The 24,255-nt window shown below is 72.6% G+C and carries 21 protein-coding genes; 13 read left to right on the top strand and 8 right to left on the bottom strand.

Annotated elements, in window-relative coordinates:
* Positions 1 to 48 precede the first annotated feature (48 nt).
* On the top strand, positions 49 to 300 hold the full coding sequence (locus ABEB17_RS02005) for an SCO4226 family nickel-binding protein (RefSeq protein ID WP_345714881.1): 252 nt from the start codon (positions 49 to 51) through the stop codon (positions 298 to 300).
* A gap of 62 nt (positions 301 to 362) precedes the next feature.
* Positions 363 to 1,460, top strand: coding sequence for a hypothetical protein (locus tag ABEB17_RS02000; RefSeq protein WP_345714880.1), 1,098 nt, complete (start codon positions 363 to 365; stop codon positions 1,458 to 1,460).
* A gap of 18 nt (positions 1,461 to 1,478) precedes the next feature.
* Here ABEB17_RS02000 and ABEB17_RS01995 read toward each other — a convergent pair whose 3' ends face one another.
* Positions 1,479 to 2,030: a hypothetical protein gene (locus tag ABEB17_RS01995; protein ID WP_345714879.1), complete on the bottom strand. Its 552-nt coding sequence runs from the start codon at positions 2,028 to 2,030 to the stop codon at positions 1,479 to 1,481.
* 49 nt (positions 2,031 to 2,079) lie between these two features.
* A complete protein-coding gene (locus ABEB17_RS01990) occupies positions 2,080 to 2,886 on the bottom strand; it encodes a peptidoglycan-binding protein (RefSeq protein ID WP_345714878.1) in 807 nt (268 codons plus the stop codon).
* Positions 2,887 to 3,035: 149 nt separating this feature from the next.
* Here ABEB17_RS01990 and ABEB17_RS01985 point away from each other — a divergent pair, with 149 nt between their 5' ends.
* From ABEB17_RS01985 to ABEB17_RS01965, 5 genes are all read left to right on the top strand, one after another.
* Complete coding sequence (locus ABEB17_RS01985) at positions 3,036 to 6,011, top strand: helix-turn-helix transcriptional regulator (RefSeq protein WP_345714876.1); 2,976 nt, start codon at positions 3,036 to 3,038, stop codon at positions 6,009 to 6,011.
* Positions 6,008 to 6,280 carry a hypothetical protein gene (locus tag ABEB17_RS01980; RefSeq protein ID WP_345714875.1) on the top strand — a complete coding sequence of 91 codons (273 nt, stop codon included), beginning with the start codon at positions 6,008 to 6,010 and terminating at the stop codon, positions 6,278 to 6,280. The genes ABEB17_RS01985 and ABEB17_RS01980 overlap by 4 nt, the downstream gene beginning before the upstream one ends.
* A 25-nt stretch (positions 6,281 to 6,305) precedes the next feature.
* Positions 6,306 to 7,451, top strand: a complete 1,146-nt coding sequence (locus ABEB17_RS01975; RefSeq protein WP_345714874.1) for a mannosyltransferase family protein — start codon at positions 6,306 to 6,308, stop codon at positions 7,449 to 7,451.
* Between the two features lie 116 nt (positions 7,452 to 7,567).
* Positions 7,568 to 8,599: a chymotrypsin family serine protease gene (locus ABEB17_RS01970; RefSeq protein ID WP_345714872.1), complete on the top strand. Its 1,032-nt coding sequence runs from the start codon at positions 7,568 to 7,570 to the stop codon at positions 8,597 to 8,599.
* A gap of 35 nt (positions 8,600 to 8,634) precedes the next feature.
* Positions 8,635 to 9,579 carry a TIGR03621 family F420-dependent LLM class oxidoreductase gene (locus ABEB17_RS01965; RefSeq protein ID WP_345714871.1) on the top strand — a complete coding sequence of 315 codons (945 nt, stop codon included), beginning with the start codon at positions 8,635 to 8,637 and terminating at the stop codon, positions 9,577 to 9,579.
* On the opposite strand, the gene ABEB17_RS01960 is transcribed toward ABEB17_RS01965, so the two are convergent.
* Positions 9,576 to 11,498, bottom strand: coding sequence for a peptidase M16 family protein (locus ABEB17_RS01960; protein ID WP_345714870.1), 1,923 nt, complete (start codon positions 11,496 to 11,498; stop codon positions 9,576 to 9,578). The genes ABEB17_RS01965 and ABEB17_RS01960 overlap by 4 nt on opposite strands.
* 56 nt (positions 11,499 to 11,554) lie before the next feature.
* Here ABEB17_RS01960 and ABEB17_RS01955 point away from each other — a divergent pair, with 56 nt between their 5' ends.
* The 3 genes from ABEB17_RS01955 to ABEB17_RS01945 are packed head-to-tail and all read left to right on the top strand — an operon-like array spanning position 11,555 to position 13,677.
* Positions 11,555 to 12,304: a class I SAM-dependent methyltransferase gene (locus tag ABEB17_RS01955; protein WP_345714869.1), complete on the top strand. Its 750-nt coding sequence runs from the start codon at positions 11,555 to 11,557 to the stop codon at positions 12,302 to 12,304.
* Between the two features lie 27 nt (positions 12,305 to 12,331).
* Positions 12,332 to 12,871: a GNAT family N-acetyltransferase gene (locus ABEB17_RS01950; RefSeq protein ID WP_345714868.1), complete on the top strand. Its 540-nt coding sequence runs from the start codon at positions 12,332 to 12,334 to the stop codon at positions 12,869 to 12,871.
* A gap of 56 nt (positions 12,872 to 12,927) precedes the next feature.
* Positions 12,928 to 13,677, top strand: coding sequence for a DUF899 domain-containing protein (locus ABEB17_RS01945; protein WP_345714866.1), 750 nt, complete (start codon positions 12,928 to 12,930; stop codon positions 13,675 to 13,677).
* Positions 13,678 to 13,695: 18 nt separating this feature from the next.
* Here the strand turns inward: ABEB17_RS01945 and ABEB17_RS01940 are convergent, their stop codons facing one another.
* Entirely contained in the window at positions 13,696 to 14,328 is a 633-nt protein-coding gene (locus tag ABEB17_RS01940) for a TetR/AcrR family transcriptional regulator (protein ID WP_345714865.1), read from the bottom strand.
* A gap of 68 nt (positions 14,329 to 14,396) precedes the next feature.
* On the opposite strand from ABEB17_RS01940, the gene ABEB17_RS01935 reads away from it, so the two are divergent.
* A complete protein-coding gene (locus ABEB17_RS01935; RefSeq protein WP_345714864.1) occupies positions 14,397 to 15,782 on the top strand; it encodes an MFS transporter in 1,386 nt (461 codons plus the stop codon).
* Between the two features lie 2 nt (positions 15,783 to 15,784).
* Here the strand turns inward: ABEB17_RS01935 and ABEB17_RS01930 are convergent, their stop codons facing one another.
* Positions 15,785 to 18,136 carry a sulfatase-like hydrolase/transferase gene (locus ABEB17_RS01930; protein WP_345714863.1) on the bottom strand — a complete coding sequence of 784 codons (2,352 nt, stop codon included), beginning with the start codon at positions 18,134 to 18,136 and terminating at the stop codon, positions 15,785 to 15,787.
* A 56-nt stretch (positions 18,137 to 18,192) separates the two neighbouring features.
* Positions 18,193 to 19,902 (bottom strand): SulP family inorganic anion transporter, encoded by a 1,710-nt coding sequence (locus ABEB17_RS01925; RefSeq protein ID WP_345714862.1) that lies wholly within the window; start codon positions 19,900 to 19,902, stop codon positions 18,193 to 18,195.
* A gap of 111 nt (positions 19,903 to 20,013) precedes the next feature.
* On the opposite strand from ABEB17_RS01925, the gene ABEB17_RS01920 reads away from it, so the two are divergent.
* Both ABEB17_RS01920 and ABEB17_RS01915 read left to right on the top strand, forming a co-directional pair.
* Complete coding sequence (locus ABEB17_RS01920) at positions 20,014 to 21,033, top strand: FUSC family protein (protein ID WP_345714861.1); 1,020 nt, start codon at positions 20,014 to 20,016, stop codon at positions 21,031 to 21,033.
* 7 nt (positions 21,034 to 21,040) lie between these two features.
* Positions 21,041 to 22,705 carry a SulP family inorganic anion transporter gene (locus tag ABEB17_RS01915; RefSeq protein WP_345714860.1) on the top strand — a complete coding sequence of 555 codons (1,665 nt, stop codon included), beginning with the start codon at positions 21,041 to 21,043 and terminating at the stop codon, positions 22,703 to 22,705.
* On the opposite strand, the gene ABEB17_RS01910 is transcribed toward ABEB17_RS01915, so the two are convergent.
* Positions 22,693 to 22,827 (bottom strand): hypothetical protein, encoded by a 135-nt coding sequence (locus ABEB17_RS01910; protein ID WP_345714859.1) that lies wholly within the window; start codon positions 22,825 to 22,827, stop codon positions 22,693 to 22,695. The genes ABEB17_RS01915 and ABEB17_RS01910 overlap by 13 nt on opposite strands.
* Positions 22,824 to 24,254, bottom strand: coding sequence for a glycosyltransferase family 2 protein (locus ABEB17_RS01905; protein WP_345714858.1), 1,431 nt, complete (start codon positions 24,252 to 24,254; stop codon positions 22,824 to 22,826). Before ABEB17_RS01905 ends, ABEB17_RS01910 begins: the two co-directional genes overlap by 4 nt.
* Position 24,255: the final 1 nt, after the last annotated feature.

Here is a 24,255-nt window from a genome sequence, read left to right as displayed (position 1 = left end):
TCCGGGGCGATGCTCGACGCATAGTCCACCGAGCACCAGGAGCGGGTCATGGCGAGGTTCATGGATGTGCACAGCGGTTTCGTGGGAGTCACCGAGGACCAGCTGCGCGAGGCGCACGAGCGGGACCTGGCGATCCAGGACACCGAAGGGGTCAGCTTCGAGCGGGCCTGGCTGGACCCGGAGTCGGGCAAGGTGTTCTGCCTGTCCACGGGGCCGTCGAAGGAGAGCGTGATGCGGATCCACGAGCAGGCCGGCCACCCCACGGGTGAGGTCTACGAGGTTTCCGTCGACATCACCTGAGGTGCTCGTCCTCCGCGGGGGCTGGCTGCCATGCTTCGGCTAGCCCCCGAGGAGGAACCAGCATGGATACGGCCACCGCCGGCGACATCACGCTCATCACGGTGATCGTCGCCCTGCGCCTGCTCGTCCCCCTGCTGCTGCCGTTGATCCCCCTGCCCGCGATCATCGCCTGCCTGGTGATCGACGCGGCGGACCAGACGATCTTCCAGAACCACCTCACGCCGGCGACCTGGAGCGCGGTCGAGAACAGCTACCAGGGCTACGACAAGTCGCTGGACATCTACTACCTGGCCATGGCCTACATGGCCACGATGCGCAACTGGACGAACCTGGTCGCGGTGTCCGTGTCGCAGTTCCTCTGGTACTACCGGCTGGTCGGCGTGACCATCTTCGAGACGCTGCACGACAGTGCGGACCCCAGCTCGTGGCGCTGGCTGCTGCTCGTCTTCCCGAACACGTTCGAGTACTTCTTCATCGCCTACGAGACCGTCCGGCTGCGCTGGGACCCGCGCCGGATGAGCAAGCGGTTCGTGATCGGTATGGCGGCGTTCATCTGGATCTTCATCAAGCTCCCGCAGGAGTGGTGGATCCACGTGGCCGAGCTGGACTTCACCGACTTCGCGGACGAGCACGGCTGGGTCTACCCGACGCTGGTGGTGCTGCTCGTGGCGGCGGTTCCGGTGACCTGGTGGCTGCTGCACTCGGTGCTCCCGGCCAAGGACTGGAACCTGCACGTCCTGGCCGACCGGCTGCGGCCGGTCACCAGCCCGGCCGGCCGCCTGTTCAGCTGGCCGCTGCTGGAGAAGATCGCCCTCATCGGCCTGATCATCGTCATCTTCATGCAGATCCTCCCCGGGGCCACTCCCCGGCCGAGCCAGATCGTCGTGGCGGCCTCGATCTACGTCGTCATCGACTCGGCCTTCAGCCTGCTGGTCGGACTGCGCCACCGGTCGATGATGACGTCGGTGCTGCTCTTCGTCGGCCTCGCCGCGGTCAACCTGGCGACCACCGAGGTGCTGCACCTGCTGAGCAACCGCTTCCAGGTCGACCACGCGCTGTTCTTCGCGCTGCTGCTGAGCCTCATCGTGACCTGGTACGACCGGTACCGCCCGGTGCTGGACGAACGCCGCGCGGCCGAGCCGGCCCAGGCGGCTGCCTGAACCGGCTCGGCCGGCGCGTCAGACCCCGTCGGGCGGCACGAGCGTCGACGGGTGCGCGGACTTCACCTTGCTGCGGGACTGGCTGTACCAGGCGCTCGACGCCGCTGAGGCGAACAGCGCCGCGGCCGGCACCAGGGCCTGCACCGCGGTGGAGTCCAGCCGGCCGCCGAACAGGGCGACGACGGAGACCGCGAGCGCCAGCAGCTGGGTGAACAGGGTCTGCCAGAACTCGCTGGTCCGCAGGCCCTTCTTCGCCGGTGCCGCAACGACCGCAACGGGTGCGGCCGGCTGCGGTGCTGCTGACTGGTCGGCCGTCGCCTGGTCGGCCGTCGCCTGGTCGGCCGTCACGTCGTCGGGCCCCGCGTCCTCGTCGTCCAGCACGTCGTCCGCCGACGTCGGTCGCGGATCGGCCGCCGGGAAGTCCGGGTCGAACGAGTCGAGGTCGTCCAGGTCGCTGAAGTCGTCCTCGGACGCCGGGTCGGTGGACGGCGCCGGCGCGAGGGTCCGCGCGTAGGGCATGGGGTCGGCCGGGCTCGGCGCCCAGTCGGGTTGGTTCGGCTGTGCAGACATGGTGTCCCCCTCGGTAGTGGCAATGCGTGGTGGCAGTGGATGTGTGGGCCTACGCGGCCTTGCTGGCGGGTTTGGTGGCGAACGCAGCGGTCCAGGTCTCGGTGCCGACCTGACCGTCGACGTCGAGGCGCATCCGCTTCTGGAAGGCGCGGGTGACGGCCTCGGTGCGGCGGCCGAACACGCCGTCCACGCGTCCGATCGGGGTCCACCCGCGCTGGAGCATGCGGTGCTGGTAGACGGCGACGAGGTCGTGGTGCGGCGAGCCGTCCATCAGCACCACGCCGCGAGGCAGCACCGGGTGGGCGGCCGTCCTGCGCTTGCCGCTGCTGGAGTGCGCCATGTGCTTCGGGGTGTCCGAGGCCGGGCTGGTGCCGTGCTGGGTGTACGGCGGCCGGACGAACGCGGCGACGCTCCGGCGCGAACGGTGGTGGTACGCGACGGCGTCGTAGCCGCGCGGACCGGCGGAGTTGCCCTCGATGGTGGTGAGCCGGCCGGCGGGCGAGACGGCGACCACGATCCCCACGTGGTCCGCCCAGACGTCCTTGTCCCACTCGAAGCACACGTAGTCGCCGGGCCGGGCGTGCGCCGTCCGGCCACCGGGCAGCACCCACCCGTGGCGGTGCCCGGAGTTCAGGAAGTGCTGCACGCTCGCCCAGCCGTGGCTGGGGGAGTCCGCGTCCCTCGGGATCGGCAGGTCGGCGCGCTTCCAGACCCACGCGCAGGCGAACTGCGCGCACCACGGCGCGGGTGAGAGGCCGTACGCCTTGCCGTACTTGGTCACGTTGGACCCTGGCGGTAGCTCGTGCGCGCCGAGCTCGGCTCGGGCGATGGCGAGCAGCTGGTGAGGTGATGACATCGTTCCCCCCTCGGGACCGGGTGGTCGGCCCGTTGCCGACCACCGTCAGCGTGCCCGCGCAGGCCCCGCGGCCGGATCGGCAGTAATCCTTAGTCCCCGCACTGAGAACCCTTAGGAGCGAGCGGGCCCCGCGGGCATACTGGGATGTCGTGGGAGCCGGGCTCCGGACCGCGTACGTCGGGCGGGATGCTGAGCGGGGACTGCTGGGGCAAGCCTTGGCGGACGTCGTGCGGGCCGAGCCGCGTCTGGTGCTGGTCCGTGGGGATGCCGGATCGGGCAAGAGCCGGCTGCTCGACGAGTGGTCGCGTGACCTGCAGGAGGTCACGGTGCTGCGCGGCGGCTGCCAGCGGCTGACCACCACGCACCTGCCCTACGCGCCCGTCGTGCAGGCCCTGCGTCCGGTGGCCGCGGGGCCGTTGCTGGATGGCTGGCACCCGGCGGCCCGTGCTGCGGTCTCGCCCGTGCTGGCTGCCGCTGAGCCACCGACGGGGCAGGCCGACCGCTGGCGCGGGGCGCAGGTGCTGGAGCTCACGCTCGCCCTGCTCGCCCAGCTCGCCGCCCAGCGCCCGGTCGTGCTGGTGCTGGAGGACCTGCACTGGGCCGACCAGGCGACCACGGACCTGCTGCTGTTCCTCGCCGGCAACCTGTCCGTCGAGCGGCTCCTGGTCGTCGGCACGCTGCGCACCGACGAGCCGTCCCAGCCGCAGTGGCTGCGGGAGGCCCTGACGCAGCTGGGTTCGATGCCGCGCTGCTCGCGGATCGACCTCGCGGCGCTCACTGACCCGGCGGTGGCGCAGATCATCGCGGACGTCGAACCCGCCCTGGGCGCCGACGACGTGGGCCGCCTCGTGCGCCGCGCGATGGGCAACCCGTTCTTCGCCGAGGAGCTGGCCCGCGCCAGCGACCCGGACCAGCCACTGCCGGAGGCGTTGCGCGACGTGCTGCTGGTCCGGCACGCGCAGCTGCCGCCGACAGCCAGACAGATCGTCCAGGTGGTCTGCGTGGTCGCCGGTCCGGTGCGCCACGAGCTGCTGACCGGCGTCATCGACGCCGACGTGGCCGACCTGAACGTCGCGCTGCGCGTGGCGCTGCGGGACGGGCTGCTGCAACGGCACGGCAGCGACGCGTTCGTCGTCCGGCACGCCCTGCTGCAGGAGGCGGTGTACGGCGACCTGCTCCCCGGCGAACGGGTCGCCTGGCACACCCGGGTCGCCGAGCGGGTCGACGCGGACCCCGAGCTGGTGGGGGGCCCGGAGCGGGCGGCGGCGGTGCTCGCCGAGCACTGGCAGGCGGCCGGGCGCCCGGACCTCGCCGTGGCCCCGCTGGTCCGGGCGGCCCGCGCCGCGACGGCGAGGCGCTCGCCGACCGACGCCGCGCGCCTGTGGCGCACGGCCCTGGGGCTGTGGCCGGACGCACAGCCGGGCGCTGCGCCCGCCACGGTCGAGGGACTGGACCGCCCGGCCGTCCGGATGGAGCTCGCCGTGTCGCTACGTCGCGGGCCGCAGGCCGCCGACGGGGTGGAGAGCCTGCGGCTCGCGCTGGACGAGGTGGGCCGGGACGACGCGGCGCGGCGGGCCGAGGTGCTGGAGCGGTTGGCGCTGCACCTGAACGACACGGGCGACGGCGAGGCCGCGCTGGCCGCCGCGCGTGAGGCCTGCGCCACGGCGCCGACCAGACCGCTGGAGCCCGGCCGGTCGCTGGCGGCGCGCTGCCACGCGACCCTCGGCGCGATCCGGATGGTCCGCGGCCAGTACGAGGCCTCGCACGAGGAGTGCGAGCAGGCGCTCGCGCTCGCCCGAGCCGTGGACGACCTCGCCACCAGGGCGTACGTGCTGGCCGTTGACGGCGTCAACGTGGTGGTCCTGGACGGACCGGACCGGGCCGTGCCCAGCATGCGCGAGGCGCTCGAGCTGTCCGAGCGGCTCGGGGACGTCGAGGCCACCCTGCGCGCCTGGATCAACCTGACGTACGTGCTGGAGAGCGCCGGGCGGTGGGCCGATGCCGCGCAGGCCGCACGGTCCGGGCTGCAGGTGGCCGAACGGCACGGTCTCGCGCTGACCAACGGCGCCTTGCTGACCGCCAACGAGGCCACCGCGCTGCTCGCCTGCGGTCGGTTCGCGGAGGCCAGGCAGATCCTGGAGACCGTGCTCGAGTCGGCCACCGGGCCGACGGCGCGGACCACCCGGCCGTACCTGCTCGCCGTGCTCGGCGAGGCGCTGGTCGAGCTGGGGGCCCTGGACGAGGCCCGGGGGGCGCTGCACGCGATCGGCCCCGTCGACCCGGGCGACGTGCTGACCGCGAACCAGGTGGCCCTGGTCTCCGGTTCGCTCGCCCTGGAGGAGGGCAGTCCGCAGGACGCGCTGGCGCAGGTGGTCGGTCGACAGGAGTTCCTGGCGGACGACCCGACGTCCGGGCTGCGCATGTGCGCGCTAGGGCTGCGCGCCGCCGCAGACCTGCTGGGGCGCCCGACGGCGTTGCGCGCCGCCGACGCTCCTGCCGAGGGGGACCTCAGGTCCGCCGCCGACGACCTCGCGGCGCGGGCGGACGCCCTGGCGGCGGCCGCGCCCTGGCTGCCGCCGTGCCGCACGCTGCTCGCGCTCTGCCGCGTGGAGCTGGCCCGGGGCGGAGGGACCGCGACGGCCCAGGAGTGGACGGCGCTCGCTCAGGCGTGCCTGGACGGCGGACAACCGCAGCTGGCGGGCTATGCGTGGCTGCGCGGGGCCGAGCTGGCGCTCGCCGAGCACGGTGCCCCGGCCGTGGCGGAACCGTTGCGCCGCGCCGCAGACGTGCTGGCCCCGCTCGGCCCGGGGACCTTGGCGACCTGGGTCCGGCGGCTCGCGGACGTCGCCCGGGTGCGTCTGGACGACCCACCGGGCCACGTGGACGCTCGGCAGCCGGACCGCACGGACGGCGTTCTGGTCGACCTGACCTCCCGGGAACGGCAGGTGCTCGGGCGCATCGCCCGCGGCGAGACGAACCGGCAGATCGGCACCGCGCTGCACATCACGGAGAAGACCGCGAGCGTGCACGTGTCCAACATCCTGTCCAAGCTGCACGTGCGAAACCGTTCCGAGGCGACGGCGCTGGTCTATCGCCTCGGACTCGACGAGGAGGTTGTGCTGTGACAGAGCAGAGTTCGACGGACGACGTCCTGGCGGACGTCATGATCCATGTGGACGGCGCCAGCTACGTCGCCTTCGGGGTGTCGTACGAGGAGCTGACGCGCCAGGTCGACCAGGCCCTCGCCGGCGGGGCCTTCCCACCGCTCGAGGTCTTCACCCCGCCCGAGCCCGGTGTGGTGCAGCGCTCCGGGACGCTGTACCTGCGCGGCGACCGCATCTCGAGCATCGCGGTGACGCTGCCCATCGAGAACCTCGCGCACCCCAAGGCCTGACGCTCGAACCCTTACGCTCTGGCTCATGCCGATCGCCCGCGAGCACCGTCAGCGGACGTGGGCCCGGACGGCCGGCTGGTGGTGCGCGTCGAGGGTCGCGCTCGTCGCGCTCGTCATCGGCGTGTCCTGGGCGCAGGGTGTCGACGACGGTCTGCGGGCCCGCGACCTCAGCCGCTGGCTCACCGAGCGGGTGACCTGGTGGGACTCCTGGCACTTCGTCCGGATCGCCGAGGTCGGCTACCTGCCGCCCGGGCTGCCCTGCTGCGACCAGGCGTTCTTCCCGGGGTACCCGCTGCTGATGGCCGCGCTGGCGCCGGTCCTGGCGGGCAGCGTCGTGCTGGCCGGACTGGTCGTGTCGCTCGTGTCCGGCGGCGTTGCGGCCGTGCTGCTGCAACGCATCGGTGACCTGCGGGCACCGGGCTCGGGTACCTGGGCCGTGGTCTTCCTGGCCGTCGCGCCGTTCGGCATCTTCCTGTCGTCGGTGTACACGGAGTCGCTCTTCCTGGCCCTGAGCCTGGCCGCCTGGCTGGCCGCGGTGCGCCGGCACTGGTGGTGGGCCGGTGCGGCCGCCGGTGCGGCGAGCCTGGTGCGGGTGAACGGGTTGTTCCTGGTCGCGGCGCTCGCGGTGACCTACCTGCTGCAGCTGCGCGCGGACGGGCGGCGCTGGCCCAGGCCGGACGCGGCGGCACTGCTGCTCGGCCCGCTCGCGGTGCTCGGGTACGTCGGGTACCTCGCCGCTCGCACGGGCCACCTCGACGCCTGGCAGCAGGCGCAGGACAAGGGCTGGGTGCGCGGGACGGCCTGGCCGTGGCAGGGGCTGGCCGCGGGGTGGCGGGCCGCCCGGACGGCGCCGGCCACCGACCTGGTCGTCAGCCGGTGGGCGGACCTGGTCGTCGTGGTCGGCGGCCTGCTGCTGCTCGGGGTGCTCCTGTGGTTGCGGCGCTGGGCCGAGGCGGTGCTGATCGGGCTGAACGTCTCCGTGCTGGTCTGCTCGACGATGCTGACGTCCGCGGCGCGCTACGGGTTGCTGTGGTTCCCGGCGTACCTGCTGCTCGCGGAGGTCAGCCAGCGCGAGGGCTGGCGGTGGCTGCGCTGGGCGGTCCCGGTGGTGTGCGTGCCCGCCCTGGTCGCGCTGTCCGTGGCCTTCTCCGCGCACTACTGGGTCGCCTGACCTCCTCCGTCGGTTCCGGCGCCCGCACCCGAGGCTGTATCTCGCGGGCACCCGCAGGGCTCTTCACTCCCGAGGGACCGTGGCAGGGGGCCGCGTGCCCGACCGGGAGGTCCGCCATGCGCCGCTCCACCAAGACCATCGCCGTCTGCCTGTCCGCCGCCGCCGCTGCCGCGCTGGCGGTCGGCACCGGACCGGCCCAGGCCGCGTCGTCCGACCCGGCGTCGGCGAAGGGCGTGCCCGTCGCCAGGACCAGGGCGATCCCCGACTCCGCCTCGCCGGACCACCTGGCCGCCAAGGCTGCGGCGTCGGCGCCTGCCTCCCGGCGGGCCGTCGCGACCGTGCAGGCGCGCGTCGCCGACTACGTCGCCACGCACGGCACCCGGTACTCGTTCGGCACCTACTCCGACCCGGTCACCGGCGCGGTGGTCGTGGACACCGATGCTCCGTCCGCCGTCATCGGCAGGCTCATCACCCTGACCGGTGACAGGACCACGGCCGGCATCGCGGTGAAGGTCACCAGGCAGCGGACGACGGACCGGCTCGGCCGTGGCGACGACACGCCACCCTTCTACGGGGGCGGCGGGCTGTCGGCCCCGGGGGCGGTCTGCTCGACGGGCTACACCGTGCAGAGCGCTGCGGGCACCCGCTGGATGATCACCGCCGGGCACTGCTACCCCAACGGCACGGTGGTCATGACCCCGTCCGGCGCGAACACCGTGGGCACGGTCACCGGGCGCACCGTCGCTCCCGTCGACGCGGAGTTCCTGGCTGGCAAGACCTATGCCGGGCGCCTGTTCACCGGCGGGGTGAACAGCGCCGCCAGCATCCCGGTGGTGGGCGCGGGCTCCGCCGTGGTGGGCTACAGCAGCTACTGCCACAGCGGCTACAAGACTGGGGAGCAGTGCGGGCACACCGTGACCAGCACCACTGCCCAGCTCTGCACGGCGACCGGCTGCAAGTTCCCGGTCATCGCCTACACGGGCGGCGTCATCGCCCTGCCCGGTGACTCCGGCGCCCCGTTCTACGCCAAGACCGCGACCCAGGCCTGGGTCCGGGGCCACGTCATCGCGGGGAACGCGACGACCGGGTACGTCGAGCCGTACACCGAGATCACCAAGCACTGGGCGGTCAAGGCCTCGCTGGGCTGACCCGTCGCGCACTGCCCGCACGGCATGATCGGGCCATGAGCAAGCCCTTCACGTTCCTGTCCAACGCGTTCGACGTGTCCAGCGCCCGCGAGCTCGGCGAGCGGGCCCGCGCCGCGCAGGACCTTGGCATCACGACGTTCGCGCTGCCGGACCACCTGCTCGCCCAACCGGCGCCGGTGCCGTACCTGGCGACCGTCGCGGCGCTGACCGAGCGGATCCGGATCGCCGCGTTCGTGCACAACAACGACCTGCGACACCCCGCGGTGCTCGCGCAGGAGCTGGCCACGCTCGACCTGCTGTCCGAGGGGCGCCTCGACGTCGCCATCGGGGCCGGCTGGAACGAGTCCGAGTACGTCGCCATCGGCCTGCCCTTCGATCCGATCCGGGTGCGGCAGGCGCGGCTGGCCGAGTCGGTCGCGGTGGTCAAGGGATGCTTCGGAACCGGCGCGTTCTCCTTCGCCGGCGAGCACTACACGATCACCGACTACGACGCGCAGCCCAAGCCGGTGCAGCAGCCGCACCCCCCGTTCTTCATCGGCGGCGGCGGCCGGACGACACTCGAGCTGGCCGGCCGGGAGGCGCAGACCGTCGGTCTGGCACCGCGGATCCTGCGCGGCGGCCGCCCGGACCCGCGGTCGTTCACCTGGGCCGCGACCGAGGAGAAGATCGGCTGGGTCCGCGAGGCGGCCGGTGACCGGTTCGACGAGCTGACCTTCAACGTCTACCCGTCGTTCTGGCCGGCCACCGTCACGAACGACCTGCAGGGCGAGGCCGAGAAGGTCGTCGCCGAGCTGCGGCAGCGCGGCGGGGTGGAGCTCACCGTGACGGAGGTCATCGAGTCACCGCACGTGCACATCGGCTCCCACGACCGGCTCGTCGAGAAGTTCACCGAGCTTCGCGAGCGGCTGGGCATCTCGTCGTTCCTGGTCGCCGACCTCGACCAGCTGGGTCCGGTCGTCGAGCGGCTGGCGGGGACCTAGCTGCCGCGCTTGCTGCGGCGGGACAGCTCGCGGCCGGCCCGGACGGCCACGCCGCCGAGCAGGACACCGGGGACGACGGCGCGTCCGAGCAGGAGGGCGACCGCACCGACCGCCGAGAGCACGAGTCCGGCCACCACGTACCGGGTCGGCCAGGCGGCGACCCCCTGGTAGCGCCGCACCTTCACCGGCTCGTACCCGTTGCGCCGACGCTCGCGGCGCCGGCGCACGTGCCAGAGCGGCAGTGCGCTCACACCCGCGAGGACGACGGCCACGGCCAGCACGCCGACGTCGAGACCGTCGGCGACCGCCGCGAAACCGACCAGGACGGCGAACAGGAGCCCGACCACGCCGAGCGTGATCCAGGCGCCGTCGCTGGTGCCGGTCACCTCGATCACCGGTGGCCGCGGCGCCTCCCGGTTCGGCGCCGTGCGCTGGTGGCTGGTGCGGCCGGCCGGCACGTGCCGGTCGAGCTCGGCACTCAGCTGCGCCCAGCGGTCCCAGCGCTCCGGGAACAGCGTGAAGGCGAAGCCGTCCCGGCCGATGAGCCGGCGGGTGCCGTCGTCGTAGGCCACCATGGCCGTGCACTCGGTCCACGGCACGGTCAGGCAGACCTCGGCCTGCTCGGCCACGAACGTGATCCCCTGGTCGGACACGTCGACGTAGGAGGTCTGCAGCTGCCCGCGGGGCGGCGTCCACCGGGTGCCGGTGACCCGCCGTTCGCTCTGACCGGATGCCTGCGGGCAGCCCGGCACGGTCACCCCGGGTGGGGCGCTCCACAGCATGGTCGGGCGCATCGCCGCGACGAACCCGGCGACCTGCGCCGGGGTCAGCGCGCGCAGCTCGTCGCGCAGGGCCATGGCCGGACGGCTGGGGCGCCCGGTCAGGTAGTCGTCGCTGAGGCGGGCGAGCTCGGCCAGGGCGGCCGTGCCGCCCTCCTGCTGCCGGTCGAAGGAGGTGAGGACCTCCGCGAGCTCCTCGGCCGTCGGGCCGGTGCGCGCGAGCTCGTCCAGCACCTCGACGGCGCCCTCCGCTACCTGCTGCATGCGATCTGGCAGGCCGTCCACGGTGACGAGCAGGCGGCGGACGTCCCGGCCGACGGAGGTGACGTCGTAGTCGGTGCTGTAGCTGATGCCCTCGGTGTACCGGAGCCGGTCCAGCATCCGCTTGGCGAGCAGGTGCCCGACGACCCCCGCCCAGTGGCCGAACGGCAGCTCGGCCGACAGCGTCACCCGGGTGCCGTCGAGCGGGAAGGACGACGGCAGGGTCGTGGCCCGCCACGGGCCGGTATCGGCCGCCGGAACTGCCTGGCCGCGGGGCAGGTCGAGCGAGGGTGGCTGGCTGCTCGTCGTCCAGAGGACGCCGTTCTCGGCCGTCAGGTACCGAGCCGCCCAGACCTGCACCGGTGCCGGGTCGACCCGGTCGAGACCGAGCTCGTCGTACACGCCGAGCCCGTGGCCCTCGGTGCCCCAACGCCACAGGTCGTGGATCCCGGTCACACCGCCCTGGCGGTGGCAGGCCTCGGCGCGGATGAGGTTCTTCTCGAGCTCCAGCTGGCTCAGCGGAAGCTCACGGATGTTGGCGGCCACCGCGGTGAGGAACCAGGCGACCTGCTCCTCGGTGCCCTCGCACCAGAACGTGACGCGCTCCGCCGACGTGGTGCCGTTCCAGGTGAACTGCGGGCGGCCGAGTGGGGCCAGCACCAGGTGCTCGACCAGGTGGCTGATCCCGTGCTCCACGAGTGTCTCGTCGGCCCAGCCGACCCGGAACGTCAGGGCGGCCCGGGTGGGGCCGTCGGCGGCGGCGGTGAACACCCGCAGTCCGTTGATCGTCGCGGTCATCGCCACCGCAGGGCTGGTCGTCACTGCGGTGCTGTCGGTGGGACGCGTGACCATCTTGAGGGCGCTGGTCTCGCTATCCACCGAACGGCGCTCCCAAACGGATGGCGCGGCGCCGGGCGCGGCCGGAGGATGGCTGGGTGCGCACCTTCGACGAGCTCGTCTCGGAGGCCGATCGGGCCGACGTGACGGGCTGGGGCTTCGACTGGCTCGATGGTCGGGCGAGCGAGGAGCGCCCGCCCTGGGGCTATGCGCGTCTGCTGGCCGGCCGGCTGCGCACGGTCAGGTCGGCTCTCGACCTCGACACGGGCGGCGGTGAGGTGCTGGCCGAGATGCCCGAGCTGCCGGCGCGGATGTGCGCGACGGAGGGCTGGGCGCCGAACGCGGAGCGGGCCCGCGCTCTGCTCGGGCCGCGCGGGGTCGACGTGGTCGTGTTGGACGACGAGAGCCCGCTGCCGTTCCCGGACGCGAGCTTCGAGCTGGTGACGAGCCGGCACCCGGTGCGGCCGGACTGGGCCGAGATCGCGCGGGTGCTCACCCCAGGCGGCCGCTACCTGGCCCAGCACGTCGGTCCGGCGTCCGCCTTCGAGCTGATCGAGTACCTGCTCGGGCCGCTGCCCGAGCAGCGGGCCGGCCGGGACCCTCGCCAGGAGTCAGCCGACGCCGAAGCGGCAGGTCTGGCCGTCGTCGACCTGCGGACCGCCGGGTGCCGGATGGAGTTCCTCGACATCGGCGCGGTCGTGTTCATCCTGCGCAAGTGCGTCTGGTGGGTCCCCGACTTCTCGGTCGCGCGCTACCGCGACCGGTTGCAGTCGCTCGACCTCGAAATCCGTGAGCGCGGCCCGTTCGTCGCGCACTCCACCCGGCACCTGATCGAGGCTCGACGGTGATTCCGGCCGGTCACTAGGGTCGAGGACGTGGAGCTGCTGCGAACCCCGGACCTGCTGCTGCGTCCATGGCAGGGCGACGACCTGGACGCCTACTTCGACCTCTACTCCCGCTGGGAGGTCATGCGCTGGCTGGGGGCGCAACCCCGGGCGGCGGTGACGGACGTCGACGAGGCCCGGGTCCGCCTGGACCGCTGGCAGGCCGTGGGGGAAAGGTTCGCCGCACCGCTCGGGCTGTGGGCGCTGGTGCCGACCGTCGACGGGAACGACCTCGACCACCCGGTCGGCACGGTCCTGCTGCTGCCGCTCGAGGACGCGGACGGCCCGACCACGGAGGTCGAGGTCGGCTGGCACCTCCACCCGGACTTCGAGGGCCGCGGCCTGGTGACCCGGGCCGCCCGCGCGCTGCTCGACGCCGGCCACGCGGCCGGCCTCCGTCGCGTCCTGGCGCTCACCGACCTCGACAACGTGAAGTCGCAGGCCGTCTGCGGCCGGCTCGACATGGTCGACGAGGGCCCGACCGACCGGTGGTTCGGCCTGACGACGCGCCAGTTCGTCTGGCGGCGATGAGTCCGGACGGCGTCCCCGGTCTACCCCCGCGACGACCCTGATCCCAGGAGGCCCGGATGACCCTGCCCGACATCGTCTCGCCCGAGGAGTGGCGCGCGGCCCGCGTCGAGCTGCTCGCTCGGGAGAAGCAGTACCGCCGCGACCTGGACGCGCTGAACGCCGACCGCCGGCGCCTGCCCATGGTCCGGGTCGAGAAGGACTACCGGTTCGCCGGGCCGGGCGGCGAGGTCGGCCTGGCCGACCTGTTCGAGGGACGGCGCCAGCTGATCGTGCAGCACGTCATGTTCGACCCGTCGTGGGACGACGCCTGCCCCAGCTGCAGCGCCGGGATCGACGAGCTGTCCCCGGGGCTGCTCGAGCACGTCAGCTCCCGGGACACCACGTTCGCGCTGGTGTCCCGCGCACCCCTGGCGAAGATCGTGGACTACGCAGCCCGCAAGGGCTGGGACGTGCCCTGGTACTCCTCGTACGGCAGCGACTTCAACTACGACTTCCACGTCACGATGGACGCCGACAAGGCGGTGCCGGAGTACAACTACCGCAGCGACGCCGACTGGCGCGAGCACGGCTGGCCGGACGGCCTGGTCAAGCCGGGGGAGTCCGCCGAGCAGCCCGGCATGAGCTGCTTCCTGCGCGAGGGCGACGAGGTGTTCCACACCTACTCCACGTTCGCCCGCGGGAGCGAGCAGCTCGGTGGCGCCTACGCCTTCTTGGACATGACGGCGCTCGGTCGTCAGGAGGAGTGGGAGGAGCCCAAGGGTCGCGCGGACGCCACCCGGGCGGCGGTGCCCAGCTTCCAGGAGTGAGCTGCGCCCCTAGCCGTCCTAGTCGGTGCGCGGCGGCAGCCCCAGTGCGGCCGGCAGGATGCGGTCCGTCATGGTCGTGATGACGACCTCGGCGTCCGCGTCGGGCAGCTGTGCGGCCAGCCGCACGCTCGACGTCGCGAGCGAGACGCACATGTAGCCGATGACGTCGAGGTGCTCGGCGCGGTCGGCGGGCACGATGTCCCGGACCGCCTCGGCCAGCATCCCGCCGGTCAGCCGGGTGTCCTCCAGGTCCTGCTGCACCAGCGCGGGCACGGAGGCGGCCGCGGCCCAGATGCCGGCGAACGTCGGGTCGTCCCGGAACAGCTGCCAGTAGGCGCGCATGGCCACGGTCATCCCGGCCAGCGCGTCCTGGGTCGACCCGACGTCACCGACCGAGGCCAGCACCATCGCGCGCACCCGCTGGGCCGTGCGTTCCAGCAGGGTGTGGAGGATCGCCTGCTTGTTCGGGAAGTAGCGGTAGATCGACGGGAGGGACACCTTCGCGGCCTTGGCCAGGGCGCTCATGGACGTCGCGTCGATGCCGTCACGCACGATGAGCTCGGCGGCGACGTCCAGGATGTGCTCGACGCGGTCACGGCTGCGCTGCTGACCCGGCTGCCGGCGAAAGGCCGGCAGGTCGTCGTCCGACATCGAGCACTACCCCTAACGTGTGATCCGCTGCACCGACACTCTTCCACGACGAGCCGGACAGGAGGCCGATGGCCGGCGACCAGTCCACCAGCCGGTCGACCACCCCGGTGGCGACGTCCGTGCCGCGCACCCGGCTGGCCGGCTTCGCCGTGGGCAGCGTGGGCACGGCGCTGTTCTCGACGGTGCCCGGGCTGCTCCTCCTGTTCTACCTCACCGACACGCTGGGGGTTCCAGCGGCTGCCGCCGGCGTCGTCGTCGTCCTGCCCAAGGCGTGGGACGTGCTGTTCAACCCGGTGGTCGGCCTGTGGAGCGACCGCGAGGCCGGCCGCACCGGCCACCGGACCCGGCTCCTGCTGGTCGGCACCTGCACCCTGCCGGTGGGGTTCGCGGTGATGTTCGCCAGCCCGGCCGACGGCACGGCCGGGCTGCTCTGGGTGCTCGGCGCGTACCTGCTGGCGGCGACGGCGTTCGCGTTCTTCCAGGTGCCGTACGTGTCGCTGCCCACCGAGATGTCCGCGGACGCCGGGGAGCGCACCCGGGTGATGAGCTGGCGGATCGTCGCGCTGACCCTGGGCATCCTGCTCGGCGGCGGGCTGGCGCCGCTGCTCATCACCGCCGGCGGGGGCGGGCACCCGGGGCACCTGCTGATGGGCGTGGCGATGGGGGCGGTGGCGTTCGTCGCGCTGCTCGTGGCCACCCGGTCCACCCGGTGGGTGCCCTCGCGGGGCGGCCAGCAGCAGCTGGGGCTGCGCGGAACGCTCGCGCAGGCCCGCGGCAACCGCGCCTTCGTGCTGCTGGCGGCCTGCTACGTGCCGCAGGTGCTCGGCATCGCGATGATGCAGGCGGCGGTCGCGTACGTCGCGACGTACCGGCTCGACGACTACGGGCTGACGTCGCTGCTGTTCGTCGCACTGGTCGCGCCGGGGATCGTCGCGGTGCCCCTGTGGGCCAGGCTGGCCGGCCGGATCGGCAAGGTGCGCTGCTACCGGCTCTGCACCGCCGGGCTGGCCGTGGTGTGCCTGGCGCTGCTGCCGGCGGTGCTGTCGGGGGGCGTCGCGCTGGTCCTGGGCCTGGTGCTGCTCATGGGCGTGGCCTTCGGTGGCCAGCAGATGCTCCCGTTCGCGCTGCTGCCGGACACGATCCTGGTCGACGCCGAGCGCACCGGGCAGCAGCAGGCGGGCGTGTTCTCCGGTGCCTTCGCCGCACTGGAGACCGCGGCCTTCGCGGTCGGGCCCGGGGTCTTCGCGCTCGTCCTGGCCTTCACCGGCTTCGCCTCGTCGACGTTCGACGAGCCGGTGCGGCAGGGCGGGGCCGCCCTGAACGGGATCGCGATCGGCTTCTCGCTCGTGCCCGCGCTGCTGGTCGCGGCGACACTGCCGCTGATCGGCCGCTACGCCCGCACCGAGGCCGCGGCGGTGGGGGACAGCGCCGTCGGAGCGAACGGCGCCCGATAGCGCTACTGGTGCAGCATGGCGGCGGCGAGGTGCGCCTCCGGGTCGATGAGGTGGCTGTGGTCGTCGTCGCCGAGGTCGACCTGACCCCAGGCGATCGTGCCGGTGAACGCGCCCTTCGGCGTGGTGTACCCCTCGAACACAGGCATCCCCGAGTCCAGCCCGAGATCCATGCCCTCGTCGAACGAGAAGTACATCGGGTGGGTCTTCTCGACCCGGCCGCCGCCCGCGGGCTCGCCGTCGACGTACAGCGTCACGTCCCCGCCCCGGCCGATCCCGCCGCCGTCGTACGCGAACTCCGCCCGCACCTGGTGGGTGCCGGTGGGCAGCGCCGCGTCGGCGACGACGGTCGTCGCGATCAGCCCGCAGAAGTTGTAGTGGTACGCGAGCCTGCCCTCGGTCGCCACCAGTCCCCACCCGCCGGTGCGCCCACCCTGGACGACGATCGCCCCGTCCACGCCGGACTCCGGGACGTCGATCTCGGCGGTCACCGAGTACGACCGGTTCTTCACGCTCAGCGCGACGTTCTCGTTCAGCCGGGTCATGCCCGGGTACAGCCGCAGGCTGGTCCCCTCGACCAGGGTCGGGCGGCCGGCGATCACCGGGTTCATCCGCTCGGCGCCGCGATCGTCCATCGGCAGCACGTTGTGTCGCACCGCTTCGATCAGCCACAGCTGCTGCAGCTCGGCCAGCTTCTCCGGCATCTCCTTCGACAGGTCGTGCGCCTGGGACCAGTCCTTGGTCGTGTCGTACAGCTCCCAGTTGTCGGCGTCGAACGGGTGCGCGGTGGCCAGCAGGTCGAAGGGGCTGCGGTGCAGGGTGCACGCCGACCAGCCCTGGTGGTAGATCCCGCGGTTGCCCATCATCTCGAAGTACTGCGTGACGTGCCGGTCCTCGGCGTCGGAGTCGTTGAACGAGTAGGCCATCGAGACACCTTGGATCGGGATCTGGGTGACCCCGTTGACGGTGTGCGGTTCGGCGATGTCGGCCAGCTCGAGGATCGTCGGCGCGACGTCGATCACGTGGTGCCACTGGTGGCGGACCTCGCCCTTGGCGGTGATCTTCGCCGGCCAGTGCACGATCGTCCCGTTGCGGGTGCCGCCGTAGTGCGAGGCGACCTGCTTGGTCCACTGGTACGGCGTGCAGAGCGCGTGCGCCCAGCCGAAGGCGTAGTGGTTGTAGGCGTGCGGGCCGCCCAGCTGGTCCAGGTGCTCGTTCCAGAACTCGACGGTCTGCAGGTCCGCACCGCCGTTGGCGGTCGTGGTGATCATGAACGTGCCCTCGGCGCCGCCCTCGGCCGAGGCGCCGTTGTCGCCGATGATGTAGTAGATGAGCGTGTCGTCCAGGATGCCCAGGTCCTCCAGGGCGTCGATGACCCGGCCGGTGTGGTGGTCCGCGTACTCCAGGAACGCGGCGTAGACCTCCATCTGCCGGCTCAGGATCGGCTTCACGTCGTCGTCGACGTCGGCCCAGGCCTTGATGCCCTCCGACCGCTCGGTCAGGTCGCAGTCCGCCGCGATGACGCCGAGCTCCTTCTGCCGGGCGAACGTCTCCTCGCGCAGCTGGTCCCAGCCCTGGTCGAACGTGCCGCGCCAGCGCTCGATCCACTCCTGCGGGACGTGGTGCGGGGTGTGCGTCGCGCCGGGCGCGAAGTAGGTGAAGAACGGCTTGTCCGGGGTCAGGCTCTTCTGCTGCCGGATGTACTCGATCGCCTTGTCCGCCAGGTCGGGCATGAGGTGGTAGCCGTCGACGTCCGGCGCCTCGACGGCGGTCACGCCGTCGACCAGGGCTGGCGTCCACTGGTTCGTCTCGCCGCCGATGAAGCCGTAGAAGCGCTCGAAGCCGGAGAACGCCGGCCAGTGGTCGAACGGGCCGGTCGGGCCGGACTCCCACACCGGCACCTCGTGGCACTTGCCGAACTGGGCGGTGTTGTACCCGTTCTGCCGCAGGATCTCCGGCAGCGGTGTCGTCGAGTTCGGGCGGGTGCTGCGGTAGCCGGGCGACGGCGTCGCCGTCTCGGTGATGTGCCCCATGCCGACCTGGTGGTGGTTGCGGCCCGACAGCAGGGCGGCCCGGGTCGGCGAGCAGATCGCGGTCGTGTGGAACCGGGTGTACCGCAGTCCCTCCCCGGCCAGCCGCTCCGCCGTCGGCATCGTCACCGGCCCGCCGAACGCGCTGGAGGCGCCGAAGCCGACGTCGTCCAGCAGGATCACCAGCACGTTCGGCGCGCCCTGCGGCGGCCGCTTGGCGGTGATCGGCGGGAGCTTGGTGTCCATGTGCTTGGCGTCGTAGGACATCGGCCCGCTGAACGGCTGGTCCGGGAGCGGGAGGCTGGTGCTGCGGTCCTTATGTGCCATCGGTCATGTCCCCTGTTCGGGCCGAGGTCCGGCCCCTCGGTCGTCGGTGAAGCCGGTCATGGTGCAGGTGGCTGGTCGGGGTGCTCGGGTTCGGTCGAAATCGGTGGCTCGAGCGCGGCGATCGCCTCGTCCACGGAGGTGTAGCCGGTCAGTGCGACGTCGTCGGCGCCGGCGGTGCGCAGCACGTCCCGGGTCTGCCCGATGCCGTGCGCGAGCGCGAACCGGATGTCGGTGCGCTCCAGGTCCCGGGCGAGCGTCGCCAGCATCTCCGTCGCCGTCACGTCTATCGCCGGGGTGGTCTCGGCGTCCAGCACCACCAGCCGCACCTGGTCGGTGGCCATCGCGCGGATCCGGCTGCGGATGTGGTCGGCGTTCACGAACAGCAGGGAGGCCTCGACCCGGACCACGACGACCCGCTGGTCGACGGGCAGGTCGGGGTGCCGCTCCACGTCGACCCACGTGTCGGACGCCGACCGGGTCAGCCGCGCCACGTGCGGCTGGGTGCTGCGGTACAGCAGCAGCAGGATCGACACCCCGATGCCGATGAACAGGCCCGGGAGGGTGTCGAAGACCAGGACGCCGAGCATCGCCGCGATGGCGGCGATGAAGTCGACCCGGGTGCCCCAGCCGTAGACGGAGGCCAGGCTGCTCGACCAGACCCCGTACAGCCGGCGCAGCGCGGGGATGTCGACGAGCTCGATGACGGCGGCGATGACGACGGCCGCCAGCGTCGCCTCCGGCAGGTTCTCGAACAACCCGGTCAGGAACAGCAGCGTGATGACCGTCAGGACCGCCACGGTCAGCCCGGACAGCTGCGACCTGGCACCGGCGCCGCCGTTCACCGCGGTCTTGGAGAGGCTGCCGTTGACCACCATGCCCGACGCCAGTCCGGCGCCGAGGTTCGCCGCTCCCAGACCGAGGAGCTCGCGGTTCGCGTCGATGTCGTACCCGTCGCGCACGGCGTACGTCTTGGCCGCCCCCAGTCCCTCGGCGTACCCGATCAGCAGCACCCCGACGGCGCTCGCTGCCAGGTCCAGGTACTCCTTCGCGGATACTCCCGACGGTAGTCCGACCTCGGGCAGACCCGAGGTGATCGGTCCCACGATGGCCAGGCCGTCCGCGTCCAGGTTCCAGATCGCCACCGCGGCGATGGCCGCCAGCACGACGACCAGTGAGCCCGGGACGAGCGGCAGCCAGCGGCGCAGCGCCAGGACGGCGAACAGGCTGAGGCCGCCGACGAGGACCGTGAGCCCGTCGACGTCGCCGAGGTGCCGGACGAGGTCCCACAGCTGCTCGAAGAAGTCGCCCTCACCCTTCGGCACCCCGAGCAGCTTCGGGACCTGCCCGATCAGGATGGTCAGCGCCAGTCCCACGATGAAGCCCTTGAGCACGGGCTCGGAGATGAACGAGGCGAGGAAGCCCAGCCGCAGGACGCCGGCCAGCAGGCCGAGCAAGCCGGTGGTGATCGCCAGCGCCGCCGTGACCACGACGAACTTGTCCGGCGAGTGGATCGTGTAGTCGGCGACGATGCTCGCTGAGAGCGTCGCGGTGGCGGACATCGTCGCCACGACCAGATGTCGCGACGAGCCGATCAGCCCGTAGAGCACGAGGGCAGGCACCGCGGCGTACAGGCCGACTACGGGCGAGACACCCGCGATCGTGGCGTAGGCCAGCGACTCGGGGATGAGCACGGCCCAGACCGTCAACCCGGCCACCACGTCGGCGCGCACGAAGCTGCGCTGGTACGTGGTGCGGGTGGGCAGCATGAGGGCGATTGTGCGCCGGACTCGTCCAACTGGTCTCACCCGAGTCGGGTGACGTGGCCCGTTCGCGGCCGGGGTCATGCTGATCCGGCCGCACGAAGGGAGGGCTGCGTCGTGAGCGACCCGGCGACCGCCGTCCACCCGCCGTCGCCTCCGCCCGCGGTGGTCTGGACGACGCGAAAGGCGCTCCTCGGGGTCGTGCTGGCGCTGCCGGCCGCGGTGGTGTGCGTCGGCGACCCGAGCAAGGGTGCGGCCCTCGCCGTCGGCGTGCTGGCGGCCGCGGTGACCGGCCTCGCCGACACCCGCCGCGCCCGGGTCCGCAACCTCGGGCTCGACCTCACGGTCGGTGTCGCCCTGTTCGTCGGAGCGGTGCTGGCGGCGTTTCCGGTCGCCGCCGTGGTCGTCCTCTTCGCCGTGGCGGTCGGCGCCTCGCTGGTGGTGGCGCGCAGCCCGGCGGGCAATGTCCTGCTCGGCCTCGTCGTGCCGGTGCTGGCGATCGGGCTCAGCTACGAGGACCTCGGCGATGCGGCCTCCTTCGCCGTCCTCATCGGGGTCGGCTCGGTCTACGCGTTCGTCATCTCCCTGCTCTGGCCCGTGCCGGCCGCCGCGGGGGCCGCACCCGTCGCGCCGCCACCCAGGCCGAGCCGCGCGATGATGCTGGACTACGGCGTCCGCCTCGGGCTGGCTGTCGGGATCGCCGCGACGATCGGCTTCGCCCTCGATCTCGAGCACGTCGGCTGGGCGGCCGGCGCATGCGCGCTGGTGATGCGACCCAACCCCACGATGCTGCGGATGCGTGGCGTGGACCGGGTGGTCTCGGTGACCTTGGGTGCGGTGGTCGCCTGCTTCCTCGTGCTGGCCGGTGCGCCGGGGTGGGTCATCGGGCTCGTCGTCCTCGTCGACCTCGCCGCCTCCGCCGGGACGAACGGCAGCCGCTGGTACTTGGCCGGCGGGTTCAACACCCTGCTGGTGTTCCTCATGCTGCTCGTCGGCGACCCGCAGGACGCGAGCCATCGCTTCTGGGAGCGCGTCGGGGAGACCGTGCTGGGGGTGGCGCTGGCGTTCGTGTTCGGCCTGCTGGTGCCGGCTGCACGGGCCCGCCGGCGGGCGGCAGCGGCCGAGGCAGCGCCGTGAGCGCGCCGTGAGTACCGCCAAGCAGCCCTGGGGGAAGCCCTCGCCCAAGGACGTGGTGTCCGGCCTCGTGACCGGCCTGTTCAGCATCCCCGAGGGCATGGCCTATGCCAATATCGGTGGCTTCAACCCGGTGCTGGGCCTCTACTCCGGCATGGTGCCGACGGTCCTCGGGTCGCTGCTGGCTCGCACGGTGCTGATGACCACCACGCTGACCAGCGCGATCGCGCTCTCGTCCCACTCGGTCATCGCCGAGGCCGGGCTGGACCCCTCGAAGCTCGCCACCGTCGAGATGCTCACGCTGATGGTGGGTCTCGCGATGACCGTCTTCGGCCTCCTGCGCATGGGTTCGCTGATGAGCTTCGTGTCCAACGCCGTGATGACCGGCTTCACCACCGGGATCGCGCTGCAGATCATCGCCGGTGTGGTGGGTGACGCCACGGGCTACCACCCCACGGCCAGCAACACCCTGGGCAAGATCGCGCAGTGGCTGTGGCACGTCGGCGACTGGCAGCTGGCTCCCACCCTGGTGGCGCTGGCCACCGTCGCGGTCTGGGCGGTGGCGCACGCGATCCGGCCGCTGCGGTCGCTGGCCACCCTGATCGCGCTCGCGGTGGTCACCGCGGCAGTCGCCCTGCTGGACGTGGACGTCGACCTGGTGCGCGGCATCTCCAGCATCCCGAACTCCCTGCCCACCCCGGTGATGCCGGAGTTCTCCCAGGCACCGGACCTGGCGTTCGGCGCCTGCGCGGTGGCCCTGGTGGCGCTCGCGCAGGCGGCCGGGATCGGATCCGCGGTACCCAACCCGGACGGCACCCGCGGCAGCGTGTCAGGAGACTTCGTCGCCCAGGGCGTGGCGAACCTCGGCGGGGCCTTCTTCCGCGCCCTGCCCACCGGCGGGTCGTTGTCGCGCACCGGTGTCGCGGTCAGCGCGGGCGCCCGGACCCGTTGGGCCGGGGTGTTCGCCGGGCTGTGGCTGGCGCTGGTCGTCGTCCTGTTCGGCAGCGTGGCCGAGCTCATCCCGATGCCGGTGATCGGCGGGCTGGTCATCATCATCGGCATCGACCTGGTGGTCGGCCGCCTGCCGGACATCCGGATGGTGCTGCAGACGTCGTGGTTGGCCGCGCTGGCGATGCTCGTCACGTTCCTGGCCACCACGCAGCTCCCGCTGCAGGACGCGATCATCATCGGCGCCGCTCTGTCGCTGCTGTTGTTCTGCGTGCAGGCGGCCCGGCACGCCCGGCTGCGCGCGCTGGAGCCGACCGGCGACGGGCACTACCGACTGGTACCCGTGCCGCAGCGCCTGGGTGACGGCGACGTGGTGGTCCTCGACTACGTCGGCGTCAGCCTGTTCGCCGAGGTGTCCCGGATGGAGGAGCAGTGGCCTCGGGTGGACGGTGACGGCGTCGTCATCATCCTGAGCCTGCGGATCCTGCCCGACGTGCCGTCGTCCACGTTCCTGAAGTCGATGGCGCGGCGGGCGGACCAGCTGCGGTCGCGCGGTGGTCGGCTGATCCTGTGCGGTGTGGATGACGAGCTGCAGCACTCGCTCGCCGCCACCGGACTGCTCGAGCGGCTCGGGCCGGACAACGTCGTGCCGGCCGGGGACGTCGTCTTCGCCGGCGTCGACGAGGCGCTGCGCCGGGCGCACGCCGGGCCGGGTCAGAGCCCGTAGAGCCACAGTCGCAGGCCGACGACCAGCAGCGTGAGGAACACCCCCACGAGTACCCGGGCGGCGAAGCGGCGCTCGAACCGGTGGTCGGCGGCGGCGAAGGGGTCCGGGGGGAGCTCGCTCATCCCTGCACCATGCCCTTCTTCTCCGTCTTGGCCCAGGTGGTCGGCTGGTGCCGGGCCTGGGCCACGTAGGCATTGACGTTCACCGCGGACAGCAGCGAGCCGTAGCCGCCGACCAGCACGAGCAGCGCGGACAGCCACCGCCAGCGCGGCCGGTCGACCAGACGCGCCAGCCAGACCACCAGCATCGCGAGCGCGGGCCACGCGTAGAACAGCAGCCGGGCCGGCTCGACCTGCTGGGCCAGCCAGGGCGAGAACACCACGGCCAGGATGAACAGGTTGCCGATGCCGGGGAACAGCACGGCCTCGGCGCCGGCCCGCTTTGCGGTGTCGGTGTCGGCGAACGAGGTCACCGCGACGATCAGCGCCACCGACACGAACGACAGCAGCCACAACGACTGGAACGTGCGCCACGCGACGTCCGCGTCGGTCACCAGCAGCGTGACCAGCCCGACCGAGCAGACCAGCGCGATCACCGGCTCGAACAGCAGCGCGAACCAGATGATCCCGAAGATCCAGCCACCGAGCGGTCCGGCGCTGCGCCGCCGGAACCAGTTGTGCCGGTAGCGGCCGGTCACCTGCAGGTTCCCGCGCGCCCAGCGCAGCCGCTGGCGCCACAGCGCGTTCACCCCGGCCGGCTCCTCGGCGAGCACGATGGCGTGCGGGTCGAACACCACCCGGGCCCCGGCGAGCTGGGTCTCCATCGTGGTCACCGTGTCCTCGGCCAGCGTGCTCGTGTCGATCCGCCCCCCGATCCGCTCGAGCGAGGCCCGGTCGTGCAGCTGGGCGCCGCCGGCCAGGCAGGCCATGGCGCCCAGAACGTTCTGCGCGCGCCGGCCGACGGCCTGGGCGGCGGCGTACTCGATGGCGATGAACCGGTTGAGCCAGTTGCCCGGCACGGACCCCTCGCGGATGTACGCCGTCACCGCGCCGACCGAGGGGTCGACGAGGTGCCGGGTCATCCGGCGCAGGGCCGAGGTCTCGAACACCACGTCCGCGTCCATGATCAGCACGGCCTGGGCCCAGTCGTCGCCGAGCACCAGCTCCAGGCCGGCGTTGAGGGTGTGCGCCTTGCCCTGACCGCCCTGCTCGCGGCGCAGGTGGACGACGCGGCCGGGGTGCTCGCGGGCCAGTGCCCCGACCAGCTCTGGCGTGTTGTCGGTGGACGCGTCGTCGATCACGACGACGCGGATGCGCTCGTCCGGGTAGTCCATGTCCAGCAGTCGCCGCACGGCCGGGCCGAGGACGGCGCCCTCGTTCCACGCGGGCACCAGGATCGCGACCCGGGGCAGGTACGCCGCAGTGCGGTCCAGGTGGTCGCGCAACGCGTGCGGGCCGGCCAGCACGTACTGCAGGACGCTCGCCAGCGCCGGGATCGAGCCGAGCGCGATGAGCAGGATGAAGAGGGCGTCCGAGAAGTCCCAGGTCATC

This window comes from Angustibacter luteus, from assembly GCF_039541115.1.
Taxonomy (GTDB): Bacteria; Actinomycetota; Actinomycetes; order Actinomycetales; family Angustibacteraceae; genus Angustibacter; species Angustibacter luteus.
This window is presented reverse-complemented; position numbering and strand designations above follow the sequence as displayed.